Annotated in this window: 14 protein-coding genes and 1 pseudogene; 10 read left to right on the top strand and 5 right to left on the bottom strand. The window is 69.8% G+C overall.

What is annotated here, in order from left to right; genetic code table 11:
• Positions 1-8: 8 nt before the first annotated feature.
• Positions 9-1346, bottom strand: coding sequence for a phosphatase PAP2 family protein (locus CP970_RS08690; RefSeq protein WP_055545360.1), 1338 nt, complete (start codon positions 1344-1346; stop codon positions 9-11).
• Positions 1347-1570: 224 nt separating this feature from the next.
• Here CP970_RS08690 and CP970_RS08685 point away from each other — a divergent pair, with 224 nt between their 5' ends.
• Complete coding sequence (locus tag CP970_RS08685) at positions 1571-3223, top strand: class I adenylate-forming enzyme family protein (protein WP_224058327.1); 1653 nt, start codon at positions 1571-1573, stop codon at positions 3221-3223.
• 26 nt (positions 3224-3249) lie between these two features.
• On the opposite strand, the gene CP970_RS08680 is transcribed toward CP970_RS08685, so the two are convergent.
• The gene (locus CP970_RS08680; RefSeq protein WP_055545349.1) at positions 3250-4938 is read right to left on the bottom strand and encodes an amidohydrolase; all 1689 of its coding nucleotides are present in this window, start codon (positions 4936-4938) and stop codon (positions 3250-3252) included.
• A 25-nt stretch (positions 4939-4963) separates the two neighbouring features.
• The gene (locus tag CP970_RS08675) at positions 4964-5812 is read right to left on the bottom strand and encodes a mycofactocin-coupled SDR family oxidoreductase (RefSeq protein ID WP_055545348.1); all 849 of its coding nucleotides are present in this window, start codon (positions 5810-5812) and stop codon (positions 4964-4966) included.
• A gap of 314 nt (positions 5813-6126) precedes the next feature.
• Between CP970_RS08675 and CP970_RS08670 the strand changes: the two genes are divergently transcribed.
• The 6 genes from CP970_RS08670 (at position 6127) to CP970_RS08645 (ending at position 14677) form a co-directional block, all read left to right on the top strand.
• Complete coding sequence (locus CP970_RS08670; protein ID WP_055545347.1) at positions 6127-6999, top strand: aldo/keto reductase; 873 nt, start codon at positions 6127-6129, stop codon at positions 6997-6999.
• Between the two features lie 122 nt (positions 7000-7121).
• Positions 7122-9893 carry a helix-turn-helix transcriptional regulator gene (locus tag CP970_RS08665; protein WP_055545346.1) on the top strand — a complete coding sequence of 924 codons (2772 nt, stop codon included), beginning with the start codon at positions 7122-7124 and terminating at the stop codon, positions 9891-9893.
• A gap of 211 nt (positions 9894-10104) precedes the next feature.
• On the top strand, positions 10105-11073 hold the full coding sequence (locus CP970_RS08660) for a cucumopine synthase-related protein (protein WP_055545345.1): 969 nt from the start codon (positions 10105-10107) through the stop codon (positions 11071-11073).
• Entirely contained in the window at positions 11070-12182 is a 1113-nt protein-coding gene (locus tag CP970_RS08655; RefSeq protein ID WP_055545344.1) for an NAD(P)/FAD-dependent oxidoreductase, read from the top strand. The genes CP970_RS08660 and CP970_RS08655 overlap by 4 nt, the downstream gene beginning before the upstream one ends.
• Before the next feature lie 75 nt (positions 12183-12257).
• Positions 12258-13316: an AMP-binding protein gene (locus CP970_RS08650; protein WP_055545343.1), complete on the top strand. Its 1059-nt coding sequence runs from the start codon at positions 12258-12260 to the stop codon at positions 13314-13316.
• Positions 13316-14677 carry an aldehyde dehydrogenase family protein gene (locus tag CP970_RS08645; RefSeq protein WP_055545342.1) on the top strand — a complete coding sequence of 454 codons (1362 nt, stop codon included), beginning with the start codon at positions 13316-13318 and terminating at the stop codon, positions 14675-14677. The genes CP970_RS08650 and CP970_RS08645 overlap by 1 nt, the downstream gene beginning before the upstream one ends.
• Positions 14678-14706: 29 nt before the next feature.
• On the opposite strand, the pseudogene CP970_RS08640 reads toward CP970_RS08645, so the two are convergent.
• A pseudogene (locus CP970_RS08640) lies at positions 14707-15441 on the bottom strand (histidine phosphatase family protein); the annotation flags it as partial.
• Entirely contained in the window at positions 15429-16313 is an 885-nt protein-coding gene (locus tag CP970_RS08635) for an LLM class F420-dependent oxidoreductase (protein WP_055545341.1), read from the bottom strand. The pseudogene CP970_RS08640 and the gene CP970_RS08635, both read right to left, overlap by 13 nt.
• 158 nt (positions 16314-16471) lie before the next feature.
• Between CP970_RS08635 and CP970_RS08630 the strand changes: the two genes are divergently transcribed.
• From CP970_RS08630 to CP970_RS08620, 3 genes are all read left to right on the top strand, one after another.
• Complete coding sequence (locus CP970_RS08630; RefSeq protein WP_150493127.1) at positions 16472-16870, top strand: polysaccharide deacetylase family protein; 399 nt, start codon at positions 16472-16474, stop codon at positions 16868-16870.
• A gap of 608 nt (positions 16871-17478) precedes the next feature.
• Positions 17479-18513, top strand: a complete 1035-nt coding sequence (locus CP970_RS08625; RefSeq protein WP_055545339.1) for a hypothetical protein — start codon at positions 17479-17481, stop codon at positions 18511-18513.
• Positions 18514-18556: 43 nt separating this feature from the next.
• Positions 18557-20083, top strand: a complete 1527-nt coding sequence (locus CP970_RS08620; protein WP_055545338.1) for an amino acid permease — start codon at positions 18557-18559, stop codon at positions 20081-20083.
• Positions 20084-20086 lie beyond the last annotated feature (3 nt).

Raw genomic sequence — 20086 nt, 5'->3', positions numbered from 1 at the left:
GTCCAGGCTCAGACCGGTTCGGGCTGCGGTTGCGGCCGGAGCGTCGGCGGCGCGGCGTTCGGCTCCCAGGCTCTGGTCGTGCGTACGTAGCCGTAGATCACCGAGGCCGTCGCGAGCAGGACGAGGGGGCCGAACACCCACGGGTGCGCGGCCATCGTCATCGGCAGGTAGCGGTACGAGAGAAGGAGCGCGGCGAAGACGACCGTGCCGTGGGCCACCAGACGGAGCCCCGAGCGCTCCCAGCCGCGGTCGTAGGTGCGCAGGGCCGCCTCGACGGTGAGCGCGAAGACCACGCCCGCGAGGAGGTCCACGCCGTAGTGGTAGCCGAAGCCGAGCGTCGCGCTGAGCGTGGCGACCAGCCAGAAGGTCCCCGCGTAGCGCACCAGCCTGGGGCCCTTGCGGGAGTGGATGAAGATCGCGACGGACCACGCCGTGTGCAGGCTCGGCATGCAGTTGCGCGGCGTGAGTCCGTCGTACGGCACCGGGTGCGGAACCCCGATCGACGGCAGCGTGTGCGGCCACACGTTGGCCACCGCCCACTCGACGCCGCCGGTGCCCGAGGTGCCGGGGCCGTACGCGAAGATCGGCCCGACCACCGGGAAGATCATGTAGAAGGCCGGTCCGACGAGGCCGATCACCAGGAAGGTGCGCACCAGGTGGTGGCGCGGGAAGCGCCGCTCGGTCGCCACGTTGCGCAGCTGGTAGAGGGCGGCGGCGACCGCGGCCACCGCGAGCTGGGCGTAGACCAGGTCGATGACGTGGGGGATGAACGGGCCGCTGGCGTCGAGGATCCGGCCCGCCAGCCACGAGGGATTGCCCAGCGCGTGATCGGCGGTCGCCACATACGGGTCGAGGACGGTCGGCCGGGTCTTCGCGGTGATGAGCAGCCAGGTATCACCGGTCTTGCGCCCGGCCACGAGCAGCAGCCCGAGCCCGACGCCCTTCAGGAGCAGGACGCGTTCCTCGCCGGTGCGGCGCGTGATCGCGAAGGCCGCGCAGCCCAGCATCGCCCACAGCGCGCCGTTGCCGAAGAACTGTCCCTCGGGCACGTCGGCGTCGGCCGCCCACCGCACCAGCACGAAGACGGCGTCGATGCCGACCGCGGCACCGGCCGCGATGAACCGCTGCCGCCAGGTGAGCACCACCATCATCAGCGCGAGACCGCCGTACAGCGGCCCCGGTTTGGGCGGGAATATCACCTCGCGCGCCTGATTGGTGATCGGTCCCGGTACGCCGCCGTAGTGCCGCGCGGCGACTTCCAGGCCGATGAGGAACGCGAGAGCCACCACGCCCGCCGCGGCCCAGAGGAGGACGCGCGGCTGACGCCACGGGGCGGTCTTGACTATGCGGTCTATCCGCGGACATTTCCGCGTAGGTACAGGTATCAAGTGTTCGGCCGATTGCTGGATGAGAGTTCTTCGAGAGCTCGATCATGCCATTGGGGGTCCGGGCGGCCGCGGGCGGTGGCGGCACTCACCGGTCCAGACCGGGGCATAGTACTCCGCCTGCCGATGGCCGAAGTTGCCCCCTGTGAGATCGCGCATTCCCTGCGGCATGTTTGCATGTGTTCATGATCATTAACGAAGCGGAGACATCCGTTCCACGGACGTACGTGGACCACGTCCTGGAGCACTGGAACAAGGACGAGGACGCCGAGGCGCTCGTCCAGGGGACGCGCCGCCTGACCCGGGGAGAGGCCAGGCGGCGGCTGTTCGGCCTGGGCCACGCGCTGCGCGAGCAGGGGCTCGGGCCCGGTGACGGAGTGGGACTGTTCCTGGCCAACCGCGTGGACTCCGTCCTGGTGCAGCTCGCGGTCCACCTCATCGGCTGCCGCGTCGTCTTCCTGCCGCCCGAGCCGGGCCCCGGCGAGCTCGCCGCGCTGGTCGAGCAGTCCGGCGCGCGCGCCGTGGTCACCGACCCGCTCTTCGCGGCGCGGGCCGCCGACGCGGCGGGCCGCAGCGTCCACGCGCCCGCGCTCCTCGGCCTCGGGCCCTGCGAGCAGCCGTGCGTGGACCTCCTCGCCGTGGCCGCCGAGTGCCCCGAGACGCGCCCCGAAGGCGTGCCCGCCCCGGCGGCCGACGAGGCCGTCACCGTCCTCTACACGGGCGGCACCCTGGGCCGCCCCAAGCTCGCCGCGCACAGCCACCGGCTCTACGACGTGCTGGTGGACCTCGTGGAGGACGAACCGCTGGACGACGGGGAGAGCGAGCCGAAGGAATCCAGCTCCACGGGATTCTTCCCGGCCATGACCCCGGGCACCGACCGCGTGCTCGTCTCCACGCTGCTCACGCACGGCAGCGGCCACCTCACCTCGATCCAGGCACTGGTGACGGGCTCCGCCCTCGTCGTGCTGCCCGAGTTCGAGGCGGGCGCGGCCCTCGCGGCGCTGCGCGACGAGCGGATCACCGCCACCATGTTCGTACCGCCCATGCTGTACGCCCTGCTCGACCACCCGGAGTGCGAGCCGGGCGCGCTCCCCGCGCTGCGGCGGATCGTCGTGGGCGGCGCGGCCACGTCGCCGAGCAGGCTCCAGCAGGCGGTCGAGGTCTTCGGGCCCGTGCTCGGCCAGGGCTACGGACAGTCGGAGGCGCTCGGCATCGCCGCGTTCGGCGCGGACGACCTCGCCTCGGAGGGCGCCAGGCGGCCCGAGCTCTGGCGCAGCTGCGGTCGCGCGATAGCCGACACCGAGATCGAGATCCGCGCCGAGGACAGCACGGCGGCGCTGCCCGCCGGGCAGGTCGGCGAGGTGTGCGTCCGGGGCGAGACGGTGATGCTCGGCTACTACGAGGACCCCGAGCGCACGGCGGCGGCGCTGCACGACGGCTGGCTGCGGACCGGGGACCTGGGCTACCTCGACGCCGAGGGGTACCTCTACCTCGTCGACCGCGCCAAGGACATCATCGTCACGGGCAGCACCAGCGACAACGTCTACTCCCGGGTCCTTGAGGACTTCCTGCTCACCCTCCCCGGCGTGCGCAACGCGGCGGCGCTGGGCGTGCCGGACGAGAACTACGGGGAGGCCGTCCACATCTTCCTGGCCACGGCCGAGGGCGTGGCCGTCGACCCGGCCGCGGTCGGCGTCGCGGTCACCGCCGAGCTGGGCGACCTGTATACGCCGCGCAGGACGGTCCTCCTCGACCGGCTGCCGACGACCAAGGTCGGCAAGGTCGACAAGAAGGCGCTGCGCGCGGCGTGGACGAGCACGGACCCGGACGTGCGGTAGGCCCATCGAGGGACGGGCGAAGGCGGTTACGCGGGACCTCCGGCCGCATCGGCGCGGGCATGGGCATGGGCATCGGCATCGGCGTCGTGGACCAGTTCACCTTCGACGAACGTCATCTTCACCTGGGTGGCGTGGACTTGGGTGATCGGCACCTCGAAGGGGTTCCGGTCGACGACGACGATGTCGGCGAGCATGCCGGGTTCGATGCTCCCGACGCGGTGCGCCATGCCTTCCTGGCGTGCGGAGTTGACCGTGAACAGGTCGAAGGCCTGGTCCAGCGTGATCGCTTGGGAGGGGCCGAAGGACTCCGCGCCGCCTCCAGGCCGCTGCCGGGTGACGAGCGTCTCGATGGCGGCCCACGGGCTCACCGAGGGCACGACGCACCAGTCGGAGCCCGGCACGACCAGCGTCCGGCCTTCGAGCATCTCCCGCACCGGCCACACGCGTTCGATCGCGGCGGGCCCGACGGCGGCCGCGATGTCGGAGCAGATGGGGGAGGGCTGCCACAGATAGGGCGAGACCTCGAAGGTCGCGCCGAGCCGCGCCGCCCGCTCGATGTCGGCCTTCGCCACGAACGTGCAGTGCCCTACGTTGTGCATGCACGGTCCTGGCCCGTTGGCCTCGCGCGCGGCCTCGACGGCGTCGAGGGCCGCCCTGACCGCCGCGTCACCGGCCGCGTGGAACTTGACGGTGATGCCCATCCGGTCGAAGCGCGTCACCGCCCGGTCGAGGACCGCGGGCGCGATCGCGAGCAGCCCGTGCCGCCGGGCCTCGTCGTCCCGGCCCGCCACGGTGTCCTCGTAGGGCTCGATCATCGCCGCCGTGTGACTGTCGGTCGGTACCCCGTCGAGGAAGATCTTCACGCAGTCGGGCGCGATGTGGTCGCTCGCGTACCGGTTCCGGTTCGCGATCACCTCTTCGCACAGAGGATCAACGGGGGACCACACGAGACAGAGCCGTACGCGTTGCCTGACCGCTCCGCGCGCGGCGAGCCGGGTGTAGGCGAGGAGTTCGGCGCGCGGACCCGCGGTGAACCCGACCGCGGCCTCGGTGAACGACGTGATCCCGTAGGAGAGCATTTCTCCGAGCGACCACTCCAGAGCCGCCTCCACCTCGGCATCGGCCGGTTTGGGCGCCGAGAGCGCGAGGAGATCGGCGGCGGTCTCGCGCTGCAGGCCGCTCGGATTCCCCGCGGCGTCCCGCTCGAAGATGCCACCCGGCGGATCGGGTGTGCCGGGGCCGATGCCCGCGACCCTGAGCGCCGCGCTGTTCGCCCACGAACTGTGCCCGCTGGTGTCCTCCAGGAGGACAGGACGGTCGGGGGCGACCGCGTCGAGCATGGTCCGGTCAGGGACGGCGCCGAGAGCGAAGGTGTCCCACTGCCCGCCGAGCACCCACGCGCCGGGAGCGGCCCGGGACGCGTGCGCGGCCACGATGCGGAGGGTGTCGGCCAGCGTCGATCCCTGCGGGATCTTGCAGCGGCGTTCGCGGACTCCGGCGTAGATCGGGTGCACGTGCACGTCGTGCAGGCCCGGCAGGACGGTGGCACCGGCCAGTTCGACCACGCGCGTGCCGGGGCCGCGCCGCCGCAGCGCCTCCTCGCGGCCGCCGGTCACTTCGATGACACCGCCGCGTACGGTGAGCGCGTCGGCCCAGCCGGACGACGTCTTGACGCGCCCGCCTGTCAGGATCGTGTCCGCGTACTGATCGGTCATGGAGCTCGACCTCCGGCTCGGTGGCTCAACGGCGGTTGATGAACCCCGCGTCCACGGGCAGCGTGACCCCCGTGACGTAACGCGCTTCGTCCGAGGCGAGCCACAGGACGGCGTTGGACACGTCGACCGCCTCGATGGTGTCCACCGGCAGGGCGTTCGGCGCCCCCTCGGACAGCATCGGGTCCTGGGCGACGAAGTCGACGACGGAGGGGTCGGTGACCATGCGGGTGGCCACTCCGGTGGGGTGCACGGAGTTCACTCTGATGCTGTGCGGGGCGAGGTTGTTGGCGTACGTGCGCATCAGCCCGACCACGCCGTGCTTGGAGGCGGCGTAGCCGAGCCCGCCGTTGCTCGCCCCGCCGATGCCGACAAGGCCCGCGGTGGAGCTGACGATCACGATCGAGCCGCCGCGCTCGGCGGCGACCATGGACGGGATGGCCACCTCGATGGTGTGGAACGTGCCGGTGAGGTTGATGTCGATGGCGTCGTGCCAGGCCTGCACCCTGTCCTCCACGAGGAGCGGTGCGATCCCGGCGTTGGCGACGACGACATCGATCTGCCCGAACTCGTCGAGCCCGGCGTCGTACGCCTCTTGGAGGGCGTCCCGGTCGCGCACGTCCGTCTGGCGCGCCACGACGCGACGGCCGAGGGCCCGCACCTCCTCGACCGCTTCGCTCAACTCCTCGGGCGTCGACTGCGGGTAGGGCACGGTGTCGACGGGGCGGCAGATGTCCACGACGACCAGGTCGGCGCCTTCCTCCGCCAACCGCCGTACGTGGCCGCGCCCGAGGCCGCCGGCGGCGCCGGTCACGAAGGCCACCTTGCCTTCGAGGCGCCCGCGCACTTCCTGGCTCCGGGTTTCCTCATCCGGCATGGCGTGGCTCCTCGCTCTGACTGGTGGCGAAGCGCGCGGGGGACTTCTCTGACGCTGACTTCTCCCTGAATAGCGTACGGAGAGAGTTTCTCCAATAGGGAGCGGAACCGCGACGACTCAACGTGACGGTAGGCACTCTGTGTTACTGGCAGCTATGTGAGGGCATCTTGTGGATCACGTGCCACCGTGTATAAAGGTCTTTCGTATGTGACGCGTGGTGTAGGTGACGTAATTATCCTCGATTGCCTATTCGTCAGAGCTGACCAGCAGTGTCGATATCGCTACACACTTCCCAAGTGAAAGAGATAGGGCATATGAACCACCGGAATACTTCCCGCATCGCAGACGCATCGGGCACCTTCGCGCTGGGCGGAGACCTGACAGTGAACCGTCTCGGCTACGGCGCCATGCAGCTCACGGGCCCCGGCGTCTGGGGCGAGCCCAAGGACCCGGCCGAGGCGATACGGGTGCTGCGCCGCGCCGTGGAGCTGGGCATCAACTTCATCGACACGGCCGACGCCTACGGCCCGTTCGTCAGCGAGCGGCTCATCCGCGAGGCCCTCCACCCTTACGTCGACGACCTGGTCATCGCCACCAAGGGCGGGGCGACCCGGCCCGGTCCCGACGACTGGCGCCCGGTGGGCCGCCCCGAGTACCTGCGTCAGCAGACCGAGTTGAGCCTGCGCCACCTCGGCGTCGAGCGCATCGACCTCTACCAGCTGCACCGCATCGATGAGCAGGTGCCGCTCGCCGACCAGTTGGGCGAGCTCGTCCTGCTCCAGCAGGAAGGCAAGATCCGTCACATCGGCGTCTCCCAAGTGACCGTCGAGCAGCTCAAGGAGGCCCGTACGATCGCGGAGATCGCCTCCGTGCAGAACCTCTACAACCTCGCCACCCGCGATGCCGAAGACGTCCTCGCGTACGCCGAGAGCGAGAACATCGCCTTCATCCCGTGGTTCCCCATGGCCACGGGCGAGCTCGCCCGCCCGGGCAGCCCGCTCGACGCCGCCGCCAAGGAGCACGGGGCCAGCCCCTCCCAACTCGCCCTCGCCTGGCTGCTGCACCGCTCCCCGGTCATGCTGCCCATCCCCGGCACCTCTCAGGTCGCGCACCTGGAGGAGAACACCGAGGCCGCCCGCATCACCCTCACCGACGGTGAGTACGACGCCCTGGCTGCCGCGGTCTGACCCACCGGCAAGGCGTCAGCGGTTCGTGACGGGGGCACCTTGGTGGTGCCCCCGTCGGCTGAGTCGAATTCATCAAGTCCAGGCGAGGTTGGCCAGGTGGCTCTGTAGCAGAGGGGGATTCAGTGATATTGGTCGAACGACACATTGAGCTGCACATTCTGAAGCGGATGCTGGACGACTGCACGCTGACCGGCCGAAAGGTTGCCCTGATCGCGGGCCCCGGCGGCGTCGGGAAAACGACGCTCCTGACGGGCTTCTCCGAATACGCCAAAGACATGGGCGCATTGGTGCTGAGTGCGTCCGGAGCCCGTTCCGAGCAAACACACGGTCTGGGCGTGCTCAGGCAGATATTCCGTTCCTTTGAGTTGAGCGCCGATTACCGGGAACGTCTTGAGTTCACCCTGGCGATGCAGGAGGTCGAATCCCAGGATCCCCTGCTGAGCACTTATGCCGTGGACGAGTTGACGGACGTCCTCCTCGCGGCCGCCGAAGGGCGTCCTCTGGTGCTGGCCCTCGATGACATGCAGTACGCGGATTCGGCCAGCCTCCAGACGCTCCTCCTGATGCTGCGTCGGTTTGCGTCACGTCCTGTCATCGCCGTATTCGCCGAGTGGCGGATATCCAACTCCACGCGCCCGGGCGCGCTTTCCGAGTGCATCAAGCAGCCGTACTGCCGTTACTTGAATTTGAGCCCGTTCTCCCTCGACGGCGTGATCGACCGGCTGCGTCAGCAAGGTCTCGGTGAGGCGCGTGCGCGGCGCATCGCCCCTTCTTTCCTGGCGGCGACGGGAGGCAGCCCGCTGCTCCTTCAGGCGCTGTGCCAGGACCGGTTATCCGGGCCCGCCGCGCCCGATTCCGAAGACGCCGATGGTGTTCTCGCGGACGACGCGGAGATCGGGGTCTCCGTAGGGGCCCACTTCCAGGTCGCCATCGAGGCCTGCCTGCACCGCTGGGACCCTCAACTACTGGAAGTGGCCCGCGGCCTGGCCGCTCTCGGTGGCCCGGCGTCCGCCGCCGTACTGGTGCGGCTGCTGGGCGGCGAACGCCGCACCGTGGCGGAGACGCTGAGCGCTCTCACCGACACCGGACTGCTTCGCTCCGGGTGGTTCTGCCATGCCGCCGTCCCGGCCGCCGCGTTGAGCGGGCTCGACGGGGACACGCTCGCCGCGCTGTACGGGCGCACCGCCCTGCTGCTCCACCAGGACGGCGCGGTGCCGTCGAAGGTCGCCGAGCGCCTCGTCGCCGCCGGAGGCACCCCGCAGCAGTGGTCCGTGGGCGTCCTGCGCGAGGCGGCCCGGCAGGCGATGCGGGAGGGGGAGCCGGGCCGTGCGGCCGAGTTCCTCGAAGCGGCTCATGGAGCCTGTGGCGACGCCCGGGAGCGGGCCGAGATCCTGGAGGCCCTGGCGCGGGTCCTGTGGCTGGTCAAACCGTCAGCGGTGACCTCACTGCTGGTGCCGCTGCGCTCGGCGCTCGACGACGGTAGCCTGAGCGGCCGCGGCATCCTGCTGCTCAGCAGCTCCCTCGCCTGGCAGGGCGGGGCGGAAGACGCGGCAGCGGTGCTCGGGCACGTGGACGCGCGACAGTACGAGTGCGACCTGATCGGCACCGCCGAGCTGATGCTCGTACGCCAGTGGCTTCGCTGGGTGTCGCCTCTCAAGCCGCCTCTCACCGGGAAGGGCCGCGCCGATGGAGCGGCGTGGGTGGGCGGTTCCGGTGGGGACGAGGCGGACGACTGCGAGTCGTGGAGCGATCTGGTCAAGAGCGCCGAACAGGTCCTGCAGTCCTGCCGACTCGCCGACGCGCTCCCGGTCGTCGTGCTGTCCGCCCTGCTCACGCTGGCGTACGACAACAGACTGGACGACGCCCAGCGTTGGTGCGCCATGCTCAAGCCGGAGGCGGAGGCGCATCGGGCCGAGGCCTGGGTGGCCCTGCTCGCGGTGGTCGAGTCACTGGTGGCCTTGCGCAGGGGCCACCTGGTCGACGCCGAGCGGCACGCGCGCCGGGCCCTGACCGTGCTGCCGCCGCACAACTGGGGTGCGGCGGTCGGACTGCCGCTCTCCTGTCTCGTCCACGCCACCACGGCGATGGGGAGGACGGGCGAAGCGGAGGTGCTCATCAAAGAGGCACTCCCCGAGGCTCACCAGAATGCGTTCTGGCTGCATTTCCTGCACGCGCGCGGTCGCTTCTACGTAGCGATCAACCGGCCGTACGCGGCGCTGGGGGATCTCCAGGAGTGCGGCAGTCTGCTCGCGAACTCTCATCTGGACTGCCCCAGTTTCCTCCCCTGGCGGAGCGACCTCGCCGAGGCCTGGCTGCTGCTCCAGGACCCGGTCAGCGCCAGGGCCGCCCTGGAGGAGCAGTTGATGCTGGCGTGCGTCGAGGACGCGCGCGTGCACGGTCGCTCCCTGCGCATCATGGCCGCCACCTTGGACCTGCCGGACCGGGCCGCCACGCTGCGGGACGCGGTGGCGGCGCTCTTCAAGTCAGGGGATCAGCTGGAGCTGGCCATCGCACTTGCCGATGCGAGTGATGTCGAACTGGAGTGCGGTCGGTTCTCCGAATTCAGGATCAGCGCGCTGCAAGCCAAAAGAATGGCCCAGTTCTGTGGTGCCGAACCGCTGTACTGGCGACTGCGGAAAGCCGATGCTCCGGAGAAGCGGGACGACGCTCCGGGGAATCGGCGGAATCCCCCTGGATTCACCGCGCTCAGCGAGGCCGAGCGAAAGGTCGCGGCCCTCGCGGCGCAGGGGCGGAGCAATCGAGACATCAGCCGAACGCTCTTCATCACGGTGAGCACCGTGGAGCAGCACCTCACCAAGGTCTACCGGAAACTCCGGGTGAGCAGCCGCTCCAGCCTGCCCGCGGAGCTGTATCTGGTGGGCTCGCCGGAGTAGCCGCCGACCCGCCGACGAGGCTCCCGCACCCGCGCGGGAGCCTCGTGCGTTGTCGTCATGCCTGGTCAGAGCCGGTCGCGGGCGCCGCGCTGGGGTAGGACGACGGTCACGATAGGGGGCAGATTAGGGGTGGGGCGGCGCTTGATCGCCGGTACGTTGAGGCTTGATCGCAGGGAGTTCCATTCAGGTCAACTGAACCGAGGGGGAAACCTTGTCCGAAAAGCCTTCCGGCCGGAATCTCGAAATAGCCTGGCCCGACCTGGGTATCACCGTGACCGCGGAGCTCGACGGCCGCAATACCGAACTCGCCGACGCGCTCTGGGATTCGCTGCCTTATCAGAGCCTCCAGGGACACGCGCTGGTCGCGGGAGAGCACCTCTATCACGCGGCACCGATCCCCTCGCTGCTGCATCTGACCCCGGACATGCGGATCCCGGACCGCCGCGACGCGCCCAACGGGACCGTATTCTGCTCCGGTCTGCAGCATTTGGGCATCAAATACGGCACGTTGACCGAACCGATGCCCGCTGCCCCGGTGGGCCGGATCCGGCAGGAGGACATGCCCGGACTCCTCGAAGCCGGGCAGGCGATCTGGGATTCGGTCTATTCGACGAAGAAGCCGATCCTGGCCGAGGTCCGCAAGGCGGGCACCGAAGGCGGCCACCGCATCCCGGAGTTGGCCGCCGCGAACGCCGACGCGAAGAGCCTCATCCACGACGTCCACACCGCGACCGAGCGGGTCTGGCTGGCAGGGCCGCAGGAGCTCATCGACCTCCACGAGGGAGTGATCCCCTCCGGAGCGGGCAGTTTCGAGACGGTGCTGCCCACGCTGCTGTTCGTCAACGGCGAGACCCGCCCGCTGGGTTACGCCTCCTACGGCGGTCTGGTCCGGGCCGCGGTCCAGGACATGCCGATGGACTCGCTGCGTCACATGACGCGCCTGCTCGTCGGCGTTCCCGCCGAGTTCCTCGGCTACTGCGGTCTGGAGCAGCTCTGGAGCTTCACCCAGCGCTTCCTGGCCTGCCTCGACCAGCTCGACCGCGAGGACTTCCTGAGCGTGGTGGGCCAACTGGCCCTCTACATCAACTGTCTCGGCGGCTGGAACCTGCACCTGTACCCCTGGGAGACCGGCGCCGACCTGCGCCAACTGCGCCCCGACGCACCGGTCCTCCAGTCGTGAGCCGCCTTCCCGAGCGCACGGACGCCCTCGTCATCGGTGGCGGCGTCATCGGCACCTCGATCGCGTGCCAGCTCGCCGAGGCCGGGGTCGGCACCGTCCTGCTGGAGCGCGGCGAGCTCGGCTCGGGGGCCTCCGGGACCACCGCGGGCGTGGTGCGCACCTACTTCCCCGGCAACGCCCTCATCAGCAACCTCGCCGTACGAAGCCTGGCGGCCTACCACGCCCTCGCCGAACGGACCGGAACCGACCTGGGCTTGGCGCGCATCGGCCTGCTGGTCCTCTTCACCGAGGAGCAGCAGGTACGGGACTTCCAGGACACCCGCGCCGCCCAGCAGGCGGCCGGCGTGGACGTCGAACTCGTGACCCCGGCCGAAGCGGCGCGGCTCAACCCGCTGGTCGACGAGCGGACCGTCCTGGCGGCGGCCTGGGCGCCCGAGGCCTATGCCTGCGACCCCGCGGCGATCGTGCGCGGCTACGCCACGGCCGCTGAGCGGGCCGGTGCCCTCCTGCGCACGGGAACACCCGTCACCGGCATCGACCCGGACGGTCTCGTCGACACGCCTGCGGGCAGCATCCGCGCCGACACCGTCGTCTGCGCGGCAGGCCCCTGGGCGGGCGAGGTCGCCGCCCTGGCCGACGTACGCATCCCGGTGACCACGTACCCCGTGGAAATGCTGCTGACCGACACTCCTGACACCTCTGACAGCAGTGCCCTGCCGATGACCATCCACCCGTCCAGCCTGCGGATTCGCAGCTGGGGGGACCGCATCCTCGTCGGGATGGGCCGTCCCGCTCCTGACGAGACCCGGGAGGCCTGGCTGGCACGGGTGTCGCACCACCTCGGCACGGCCTGCCCGGCCCTCGCGGGCAACGGCATCGACAGCGGCTGGACCGGAGACCTCGATGTCAGTCCGGACGGGATGGCCTTCATCGGCCGCGAAGGATCCCGTCCGTTCGTCTACGCGGCGGGCTTCTCCGGCCAGGGACTGTGCCAAGCGCCTGCCGCCGGAGAGATCGTCCGGGACCTCGTGCTCGGCAAGAGCTCCTGGATCGACACGTCAGGGCTCTCCACCGCCCGCTGCCTCAGCGGCGCGGCCGAGGCCGGGTAAGCACGTTCCGGCCGAGGCCGGGTAAGCACTTCAGCGGTTGCCGGGCATTGTCCAATTCTTTCGAGAGGGAAATCCATGGTCGAGCGCACTGGCGGAGAGTTCGTTCGGGAGATGATGCGGTGGCACTTCAGTCCGGAGACCGGCTCGCCGTTCTGGCTGAAACGGGCCGGGTCACTCGGCTTCGATCCGCTCACCGACGTACGGGACTTCGATGATCTCGGTCTGTTCCCCAACGTGGTGGACGAGCTGCGCGACGTCGGCGTCCGTGAGCTGATTCCCCGTGGCTACGGCGACGAGCACCGGGCGTCCGTCTACGAGAGCGGCGGCACCACGGGGCAGCCCAAGCGCGTGATGTACTCCGCGGAGTGGCATCGGGGCAGCGTCGAGTGGTTCAGCGAGCGACTGGACGCGCACGGCGTGCCGCGCGACGTCGACTGGCTCAGCGCCGTGCCCACCGGGCCGCACAACGTCGGCGCGATGGCGGTCGACACCGCGATGCTCCGCGGAGGCCTGAACTTCAGCATCGACCTGGACCCGAGATGGGTGAAGAAGGTGATCGCCGAGGGCCGGATGGACATGGCCGAGGCCTACACCGATCACCTCATCGAACAGGTCGGCTACATCCTGGCCAGCCAGGACGTGGGCGTCCTGTTCGCCACACCGCCGATGCTGGAGCGCCTCGCGCAGCGCGACGACCTGGTCGAGCTGGTGGACCGGAAGGTCCGCGCGATCGTCTGGGGCGGTACGCACCTGGACGCCGACACCCGCGATCTGCTGCGCGACGAGGTGTTCAAGAACGCCACGTTCGTCGGCGGGTACGGCGGCACGATGATGCTGGGGACCTCGGTGGAGCGGCCCGGCCTCGGCGCGGACGAGCCGTGCGTCTTCGACTCCTTCGCTCCGTACACCACGTTCCGGGTGATCGACCCCGACACCGGCCAGGTCGTTCCGTACGGCGAGCGCGGGCAGATCGTCGTGCATCACATGAGCCGAAGTGCCCTCCTGGTGAACAACATCGAGCGGGACTTCGCGACCCGGATCGCCCCGGTGGACGGCGGCTTCGGTGACGCGGTCGCGGACGTCACACCCGTGGCGTCCTTCGGCGACACGGCCGTGGTCGAGGGTGTGTACTGATGCTGCCCCTGGACGTTCTCGGCCCCGGCGGCCCCTATCGGTCCCGGCGCCAGGAGACCATTCACGACCTGCCGGGAAACCCGGTCGCGAACCTGAGCCTGGCCCCTTCGCTGTACGTCACCCGCGCGCTCAAGGCGATGCGCCGAGCGTCGGCGCTGCCCTTCGACGCGCGGATCGCGGCGCTCGCCCGGGCGGGCCGGGCCTTCGCCACGGAGACGATCGCGGGACTGACGCCGCGGGAGTACCAGCACACGGTCAGCGCGGTCACCGGAATACCGATCTCCGTGGTGCGCGATGCCACCGCCGACATCGCACTGGCCGCGGAGCGCATCCATCGCACCGTGGAGAACGCGCGACCGGCCGGTGCGGTCGACTCGTGGCGCGATCCCCGGGCCAAGGACGGTACGGCGGTGTGGACCCCGCGCGGTGCGGTGTTCGCCGTGCACGCGGCGGGCAACCACCCGGCTGTGCACCAGGGTTGGTTCGACGCCCTCGCGCTCGGCTACCGCGTCGCCGTGCGCCCTTCCCGCCGCGAGCCGTTCACTCCGCACCGGCTGATCACCGCCCTGCGCGAGGCCGGATTCGGCGACGAGGGAATCGCGTTGCTGCCCACCGACCACAACGTGGCCGACGACATCCTCCGGCACGCCGACCTCGGCATGGTGTACGGCGGCGCGGACGTCGTGGCCAAATACGCGGGCGATCCACGGATCCTGCCGCAGGGCCCCGGACGCTCCAAGGTGCTCATCACCGCCGAGACCGACTGGGAGCCGATCGTCGACACCCTCGTGGAGTCGATCAGCGGCGGCGGGGGAGTCGGCTGCGTCAACGCCACCGGCGTACTGGTCGAGGGCGACCCCTCACCCGTGGCCGCGGCGCTCGCCGAACGCCTCGCCGCGCTGCCCAGCCTGCCCGCGACGGACGAGCGCGCGGTCCTGCCCGTGATGCCCATCGATCCCGCCCGCCGGTGGGACACGCATCTGCGGCAGCGGGCCGCGGGCACCAAGGCGTGGCTCGGCGGTGACGGGATCGTCGGCGACCTCGGCGACGGTTCGGCGGCGCTCCGGCCCGCGGTGCACCAGCTCGACAGCCCGTTCGCCGAGCAGCTCGGGATGGAACTGGGCTTCCCCTGCGCGTGGGTGGCGCCGTGGGACCGCGACGCCGGGATCCGGCCGCTGCGCGACACGCTCGTCCTCACCGCCGTCACCACCGACGCGGACCTGATCGACGAGTTGGTGGCCGAACCGACCATCTCCAACGTCTATATCGGTGACCATCCGACGCCGTGGATGCGGCACGGGCTGCCGCACGACGGGTACCTCGCCGAATTCCTCATGCGCACCAAGACGATTCGGCGCTGACCGACGGGGTGCTCGGCAGCGCGTGGTGGTCAGTGATGGTCCGCCAGATGCGACGTGTCGTTCAGCGATCGCAGCGACGCGCTCCCGCCCCCGTCCCGGTCATAGGTCACGGTCGACAGCGAGGCCGCCGAGAGCTCCATCCGGAACAGGGTCTCGGGCGGTGCGCCGAGCGCCAGCCGGATCAGCGTGCGCAACACCCCGACGTGCGAGACGACCAGCACCGTCCGTCCCTCGTACCGCGTCAGGATCCGGTCACGCGCGAGCGCGGCCCGGCGCGCGACCGAGGCGAAGGTCTCACCGGTGCCGCCCGGCACCGCCTCCGGGGAGGCGAGCCACGCCGCCATCTCGTCCGGGTGGCGCTCGCGCACCTCGGCGAACGTCAGTCCCTCCCAGGTACCGAAGTCCGCTTCGATGAGCCCTTCGTCGACTTCGACGTCCAGACCGAGGCGTCGTGCCGCTGCCTCGGCCGTCTGCCGGGCCCGGCGCATGGGGGAGGACACCACGGCCCGCACCGAACCGCGTGCCACGAGTGTCCTTCCCGCGGCCTCGGCCTGCCGCTGCCCCGTCTCCGACAATGCCGGGTCGGAGCCGCCGCTTCCGGATATTCGCTTTTCCGGTGTCAACGCCGTCTCGCCGTGGCGCAGCAGCATAAGGGTCGTACGGGTGTCCTGGTCGGCGAGCACGGAAATCGGGTCACCTCTTCTGGTTCTTTCGGCTCTTTCGGCTCTTTCGGTTCTATCGGTCAAAGGGCTCAGCGCAGTGCGGCGATGACCGGCGCGAAGTTCTCCATGTTGTATTCCATGACCGTGAAGTAGGTGAAGCCATAGCGCTCGCGACGTTCCTTGATTTGCTGCGCCATCTCCGTCGGAGTTCCGATCAGTACGGAGGGCAGTTCCTCGGGGATTTCCGCGGTGTCGTCCGGCAGCAGCGGATCGAACCTGTCGGGAACCGAGGCGCGTTCGGCGGGCGGAATCACCTGCTGCACCATGATATTCAGCTCCACGGCGTCGGCGCGGTCACCGAGCAGGCCGCGCACATAAGCGATCCGTTCTTCCGTCTGTGCGACTCCGGCCAGGTGGAGTTCATCACCGGTGGCATTGGCCCAGCCCCCGGTGAGGGCGATGATGTCGGCGTGCGTGGCGGCGAGCCGCAGCAGCCGGTCGCCCCAGCCCCCGATCAGCAGCGGGGGCCCGGACGGCTGGGCGGGCCGCGGCTTGTACTCCGTGTCCGCGAACAGGGAACGCAACGTGGTGACGGTCCGCTCCACCTGCTCGACCCGCTTCCCACCGCTGAGGAACGGTATCCCAGCGGTGTCGAACTCGGCCTTCACATAGCCCGCGCCGAGCCCGAGCTCCATGCGTCCGTCGATGAATTGATCGGTGCTCGCGACATCACGGGCGAGGAGGACGGGGTTGTAGAACGGCGTATTCAGTACAAACGTAGTCAGCCGCACTCGTTCGGTCGCTTCAGCCGCTAACACCATTGCTGGAAACGGTGCGGGAAACTCCAGATGGTCGGCGACTCCGACCACATCGAAACCGAGTTCCTCGGCCCTGCGACACTTCGTGCTCCACTCGCGTCGCGAACCGGGAACGAACATGTTGACACCGAAACGGAAAGGGCGTTGCGAAGACATTGTGCTTGTATATCACGCGACGATTTTCTCGTCATCCCTTCGATTAGGGAGAAATCGCCCAGGAATAGGCGCGCTACGAGGCGGTGTTGGGCGGGAGCGCGACGACCTGGTGCACGCCCGGGCACACGCTGATCACGTTCCCCGACAGCATCCGGTCGGTGCTCGACCACGGGCACGAGATCGTCGGTCGGCGCCCCCGTGGCTACCGTTCGCCGTCCTGGGACTTCTCCGACGCCACGCTCGGCATCCTCGAGGAGTTCGAGTTCGCCTGGGACAGCTCGTTGATGGGCCGCGACTTCACCCCCTACCGGCCGCGCCCCGTCGTGGTCCACCGCGAGGAGCCGAACGAGTTCGGGCCGCCGAGCCCGGTGCTCGAACTCCCCGTGTCCTGGTACATGGACGACGTCCCCGCGCTCGACCACGTCCCCGGACTGCTCGCCGGGCTCATGTCGACCGAGGGGGTCTTCGCGCGGTGGCGTGACACCTTCGACTACGCGTACGAGAACGAGCCCAGCGGCAACATCCGCTCACAGTCAGTGACCACCGCACCGAACTAGCCGAATGATTTCGTGTCCGGAAGACCGATTTCGGGCCACCTGTGCACGCCTGAACGCAGTGTTCCGCACGGCGCCCCCCATCATCAATGCGCCTCAACTCACGCGTCCCGCAATCGAGTTGACGATGCGTCTCCCTGGGGGAAGATCGAGTCAAGGCGGCTCGCCGAGGCGACGGCACCGATGACGAGATCTCGCCCTCGACCGGGGGTTCCCGCCGGTGGCGAGGCAGTGCTGCCCGGTCGGTCCCGGTGGGTCCGCGACGATCTGGGAGCGGGAGTTCCCCGCACCCCAGAAGGCCCGCCCGCTTCCCCTCGGGGCGGCGGGCGACAGGTCCGGTCACGGATGGCGACGTCCGCCCGAAGCGTGGCCGAAACCCGCGTCCGAGCAACCTAACAATCTTGGATTCTCTGGTCACGCGCCCCTCCAGGCACTTAAGTACCTGTCAGGCACTGATCGGCCACACCGCTGCCCGCTGCCCATCGACCGCCGCCCGTCGCACGACCGTGCCACCCCGTCCCAACTGCCCCGAGGGTCCTTCTGCTTATGGCCGCCAGTGCGCACCGCTTGGTGTCATGCCCACACCACCAGGCTGGCCGAGTGGGGCGTTGATGGAGAGTTCGAACCCGCCGGGCCGGGCGAACCCGGTCGGCCGAGACGCCGACCTCTACGCGGCGGTGCAGGACATCCAGGCCGGTTACTGGATGCAGATGCGGCAGGTCCTCGCCCAGACGGGCAACTGGCCGCAGTGGACATCGCGTACGCAGGTCCTCGGCGTCGTCGCAGCTCAGGCCAACGTCGTGGAGTTATGGCTGAAAGAGGAACCGGAGAGCCTCGCCGCCCGGGTGATGTACGCCCGAGTCGCCACCGAACGGGTGCTGCAGGCCTACCGGAAGAACTGGGCGCGCGACTATCAACGCGTGGGGGACCTGGAGAAGCTGGTGGCCCGGGCCCGGGAGGCGTGCCGCAAGGCGGGCGAGGGGAATCCCGACGACTCGGTGCCCTGGATCTGCCGCCTGGCCCTGGCCGAAACGGACACGACAGGCCGCTACCCGGAGCACCACGTGGCTCCGCCGCCCCATGAGTATCTGCTGCCCGGTGGGCCGTGGGGCCTCCTTGGGGAAGTGCACCGACGCGATCCGTTCAACCGCGAGGCATGGCACCGCATGTCCCAGGCGCTCCAGGCCCGCCCGGGTCCCGCGGGCCGCCAGGCGGTCGCGACGGACTTCGCCCGCTGGACGGTCTCCTTCGCGCCGCCCGACTCGCCACTGCTCCTGCTGCCCCTCTACGCCCGTGTGCAGGAGCACCGCGAGCGAAGGGACAGCGGCGCCGAGGTCATGCTGAACCTCCTGTGGACCAGGGAGGACACCACCCGGGCCGTCACGCGGGCATTCGAGGGCTGGTTCCGCAAGTGCGATCCGGCCACCAGCTCCCAGCTGGATCTGAACCACCTCGCCTACGCCTCGGCGAGGGGCGGCTTCGCCCAGTGGGCCACCGAAGTGTTCGCCGCCATCGGCGACTTCGCCACTCCCGCCCCGTGGCAGTACGACGCCCGGTACCCCGAGGACCAGTGGCGCAAGGCATTCGAGGAGGACCGCGTCGCCTGCCTGAGATCCCACCCGCGGCAGCCGGGAAACCACCCATGACCGCTGACCTGCCCCTACTTCAGCTTTCCTGTGCGGAGAACCCATGACTTCGGTAAGAGCACCGCGCCAGCAGCAGAACCCGGTCGACGACGACGGCGAGGACGCGCGCATCCTCCAGTCGCTGGGCTACACCCAGCAACTGCACCGCCGGATGGGCGCGTTCGGCAACTTCTCGGCCTCCCTGTCGGTCATCTCGATCATGTCGGGGACCTTGCTGCTGTTCGGCTACGGCCTGAACTCGGGCGGCCCCGCGGTGATCACGTGGGGCTGGCTCGCCGTCGGGCCGCTGGTGCTGTGCCTGGCCGCGGCCCTGGCGGAGATCACCTCGCGCTACCCGACCAGCGGCGGCCTCTACTACATGGCCCGCCAGCTCGGCGGCGAGCGGTGGAGCTGGTACACCGGCTGGCTCAACCTCCTGGGCCTGCTCGGCGGGATAGCCGCCCAGGACTTCGGCATCGCGACGTTCACCGCCGCGTGGCTGAACCTGCAGTTCGACTACACGGCGAGCTCGGGCTCCTTGCTGGCCATCTACGCGGTCATCCTCGCGCTGCACGCGCTCCTGAACCTCTTCGGCACCCGGCTGATGAACATCCTGACGTCCGTGAGCGCGTGGTGGCACCTGGCAGGGGCCGTCGTCATCATCGGCTCCCTGGCGCTCGTGCCCTCCCACCACCAGTCGGCCGGTTTCGTGTTCTCCGAGTTCACCAACAACACGGGCTGGAGCGCCCCGGTCTACGTGATCCTCCTCGGCATGCTGCTGCCGGTCTTCGCCCTGGCGGGTTACGACACCTCGGCGCACCTGAGCGAGGAGACCAACCACGCCTCCGTCGCCGCGGCGCGCGGCGTCTTCCGCTCGGTGGCGGTGTCCTGGATCGCCGGTGGCATCCTGCTGACCACGCTGCTGTTCGCCATCCAGGACTACGCCACGACCCTGTCGGGCCCGACCGGCGTACCCGTGGCGCAGATCCTGCTCGACGCGCTGGGCATGGCGGCGGCCAAGGCCCTGCTGCTCGTGATCATCGTGGCCCAGTTCCTGTGCGGCTACACCGTGACCGCCAGCGCCAGCCGGATGATCTACGCCTTCGCCCGGGACGGCGCCCTGCCCGGATCGTCGCGCTGGAAGAAGCTCAGCCGCCGCACCGCCATCCCCGCCAACGCGGTCTGGCTCGCGGTCGTCGTGGCCTTCGTGCTCGCGCTGCCGTCCTTGTACTCCAGCACGGCGTTCTCTGCGGTGACCGCCATCTCGGTCGTGGGATTCACCTCCGCCTACGCCATCCCGGTGCTGCTGCGACTGATCCACCGCGACCGATTCACCCCGGGGCCCTGGAACTTGGGCCGCTGGAGCCGGCCGATCGGCTGGGTCGCGGTGGTGTGGGCGGCCGCGGTCACGGTGCTGTTCCTGCTGCCGCAGAGCAGCCCGGTCACCGCCACCACCTTCAACTACACGCCCGTCGCCGTCGTGGTGGCCTTCCTCATCGCCGCCCTGTGGCGGCGCTTCGGACGCGACTCCTACCACGTGCCCCGCTCCAGTTCTCCCACCGAGGACAAGCAGTACGAGGGCATCATCTGATGG

Source organism: Streptomyces kanamyceticus (assembly GCF_008704495.1).
GTDB lineage: Bacteria > Actinomycetota > Actinomycetes > Streptomycetales > Streptomycetaceae > Streptomyces > Streptomyces kanamyceticus.
The sequence above is the reverse complement of the archived record's forward strand: the minus strand, read 5'-3'. Positions and strand labels throughout refer to the sequence as shown.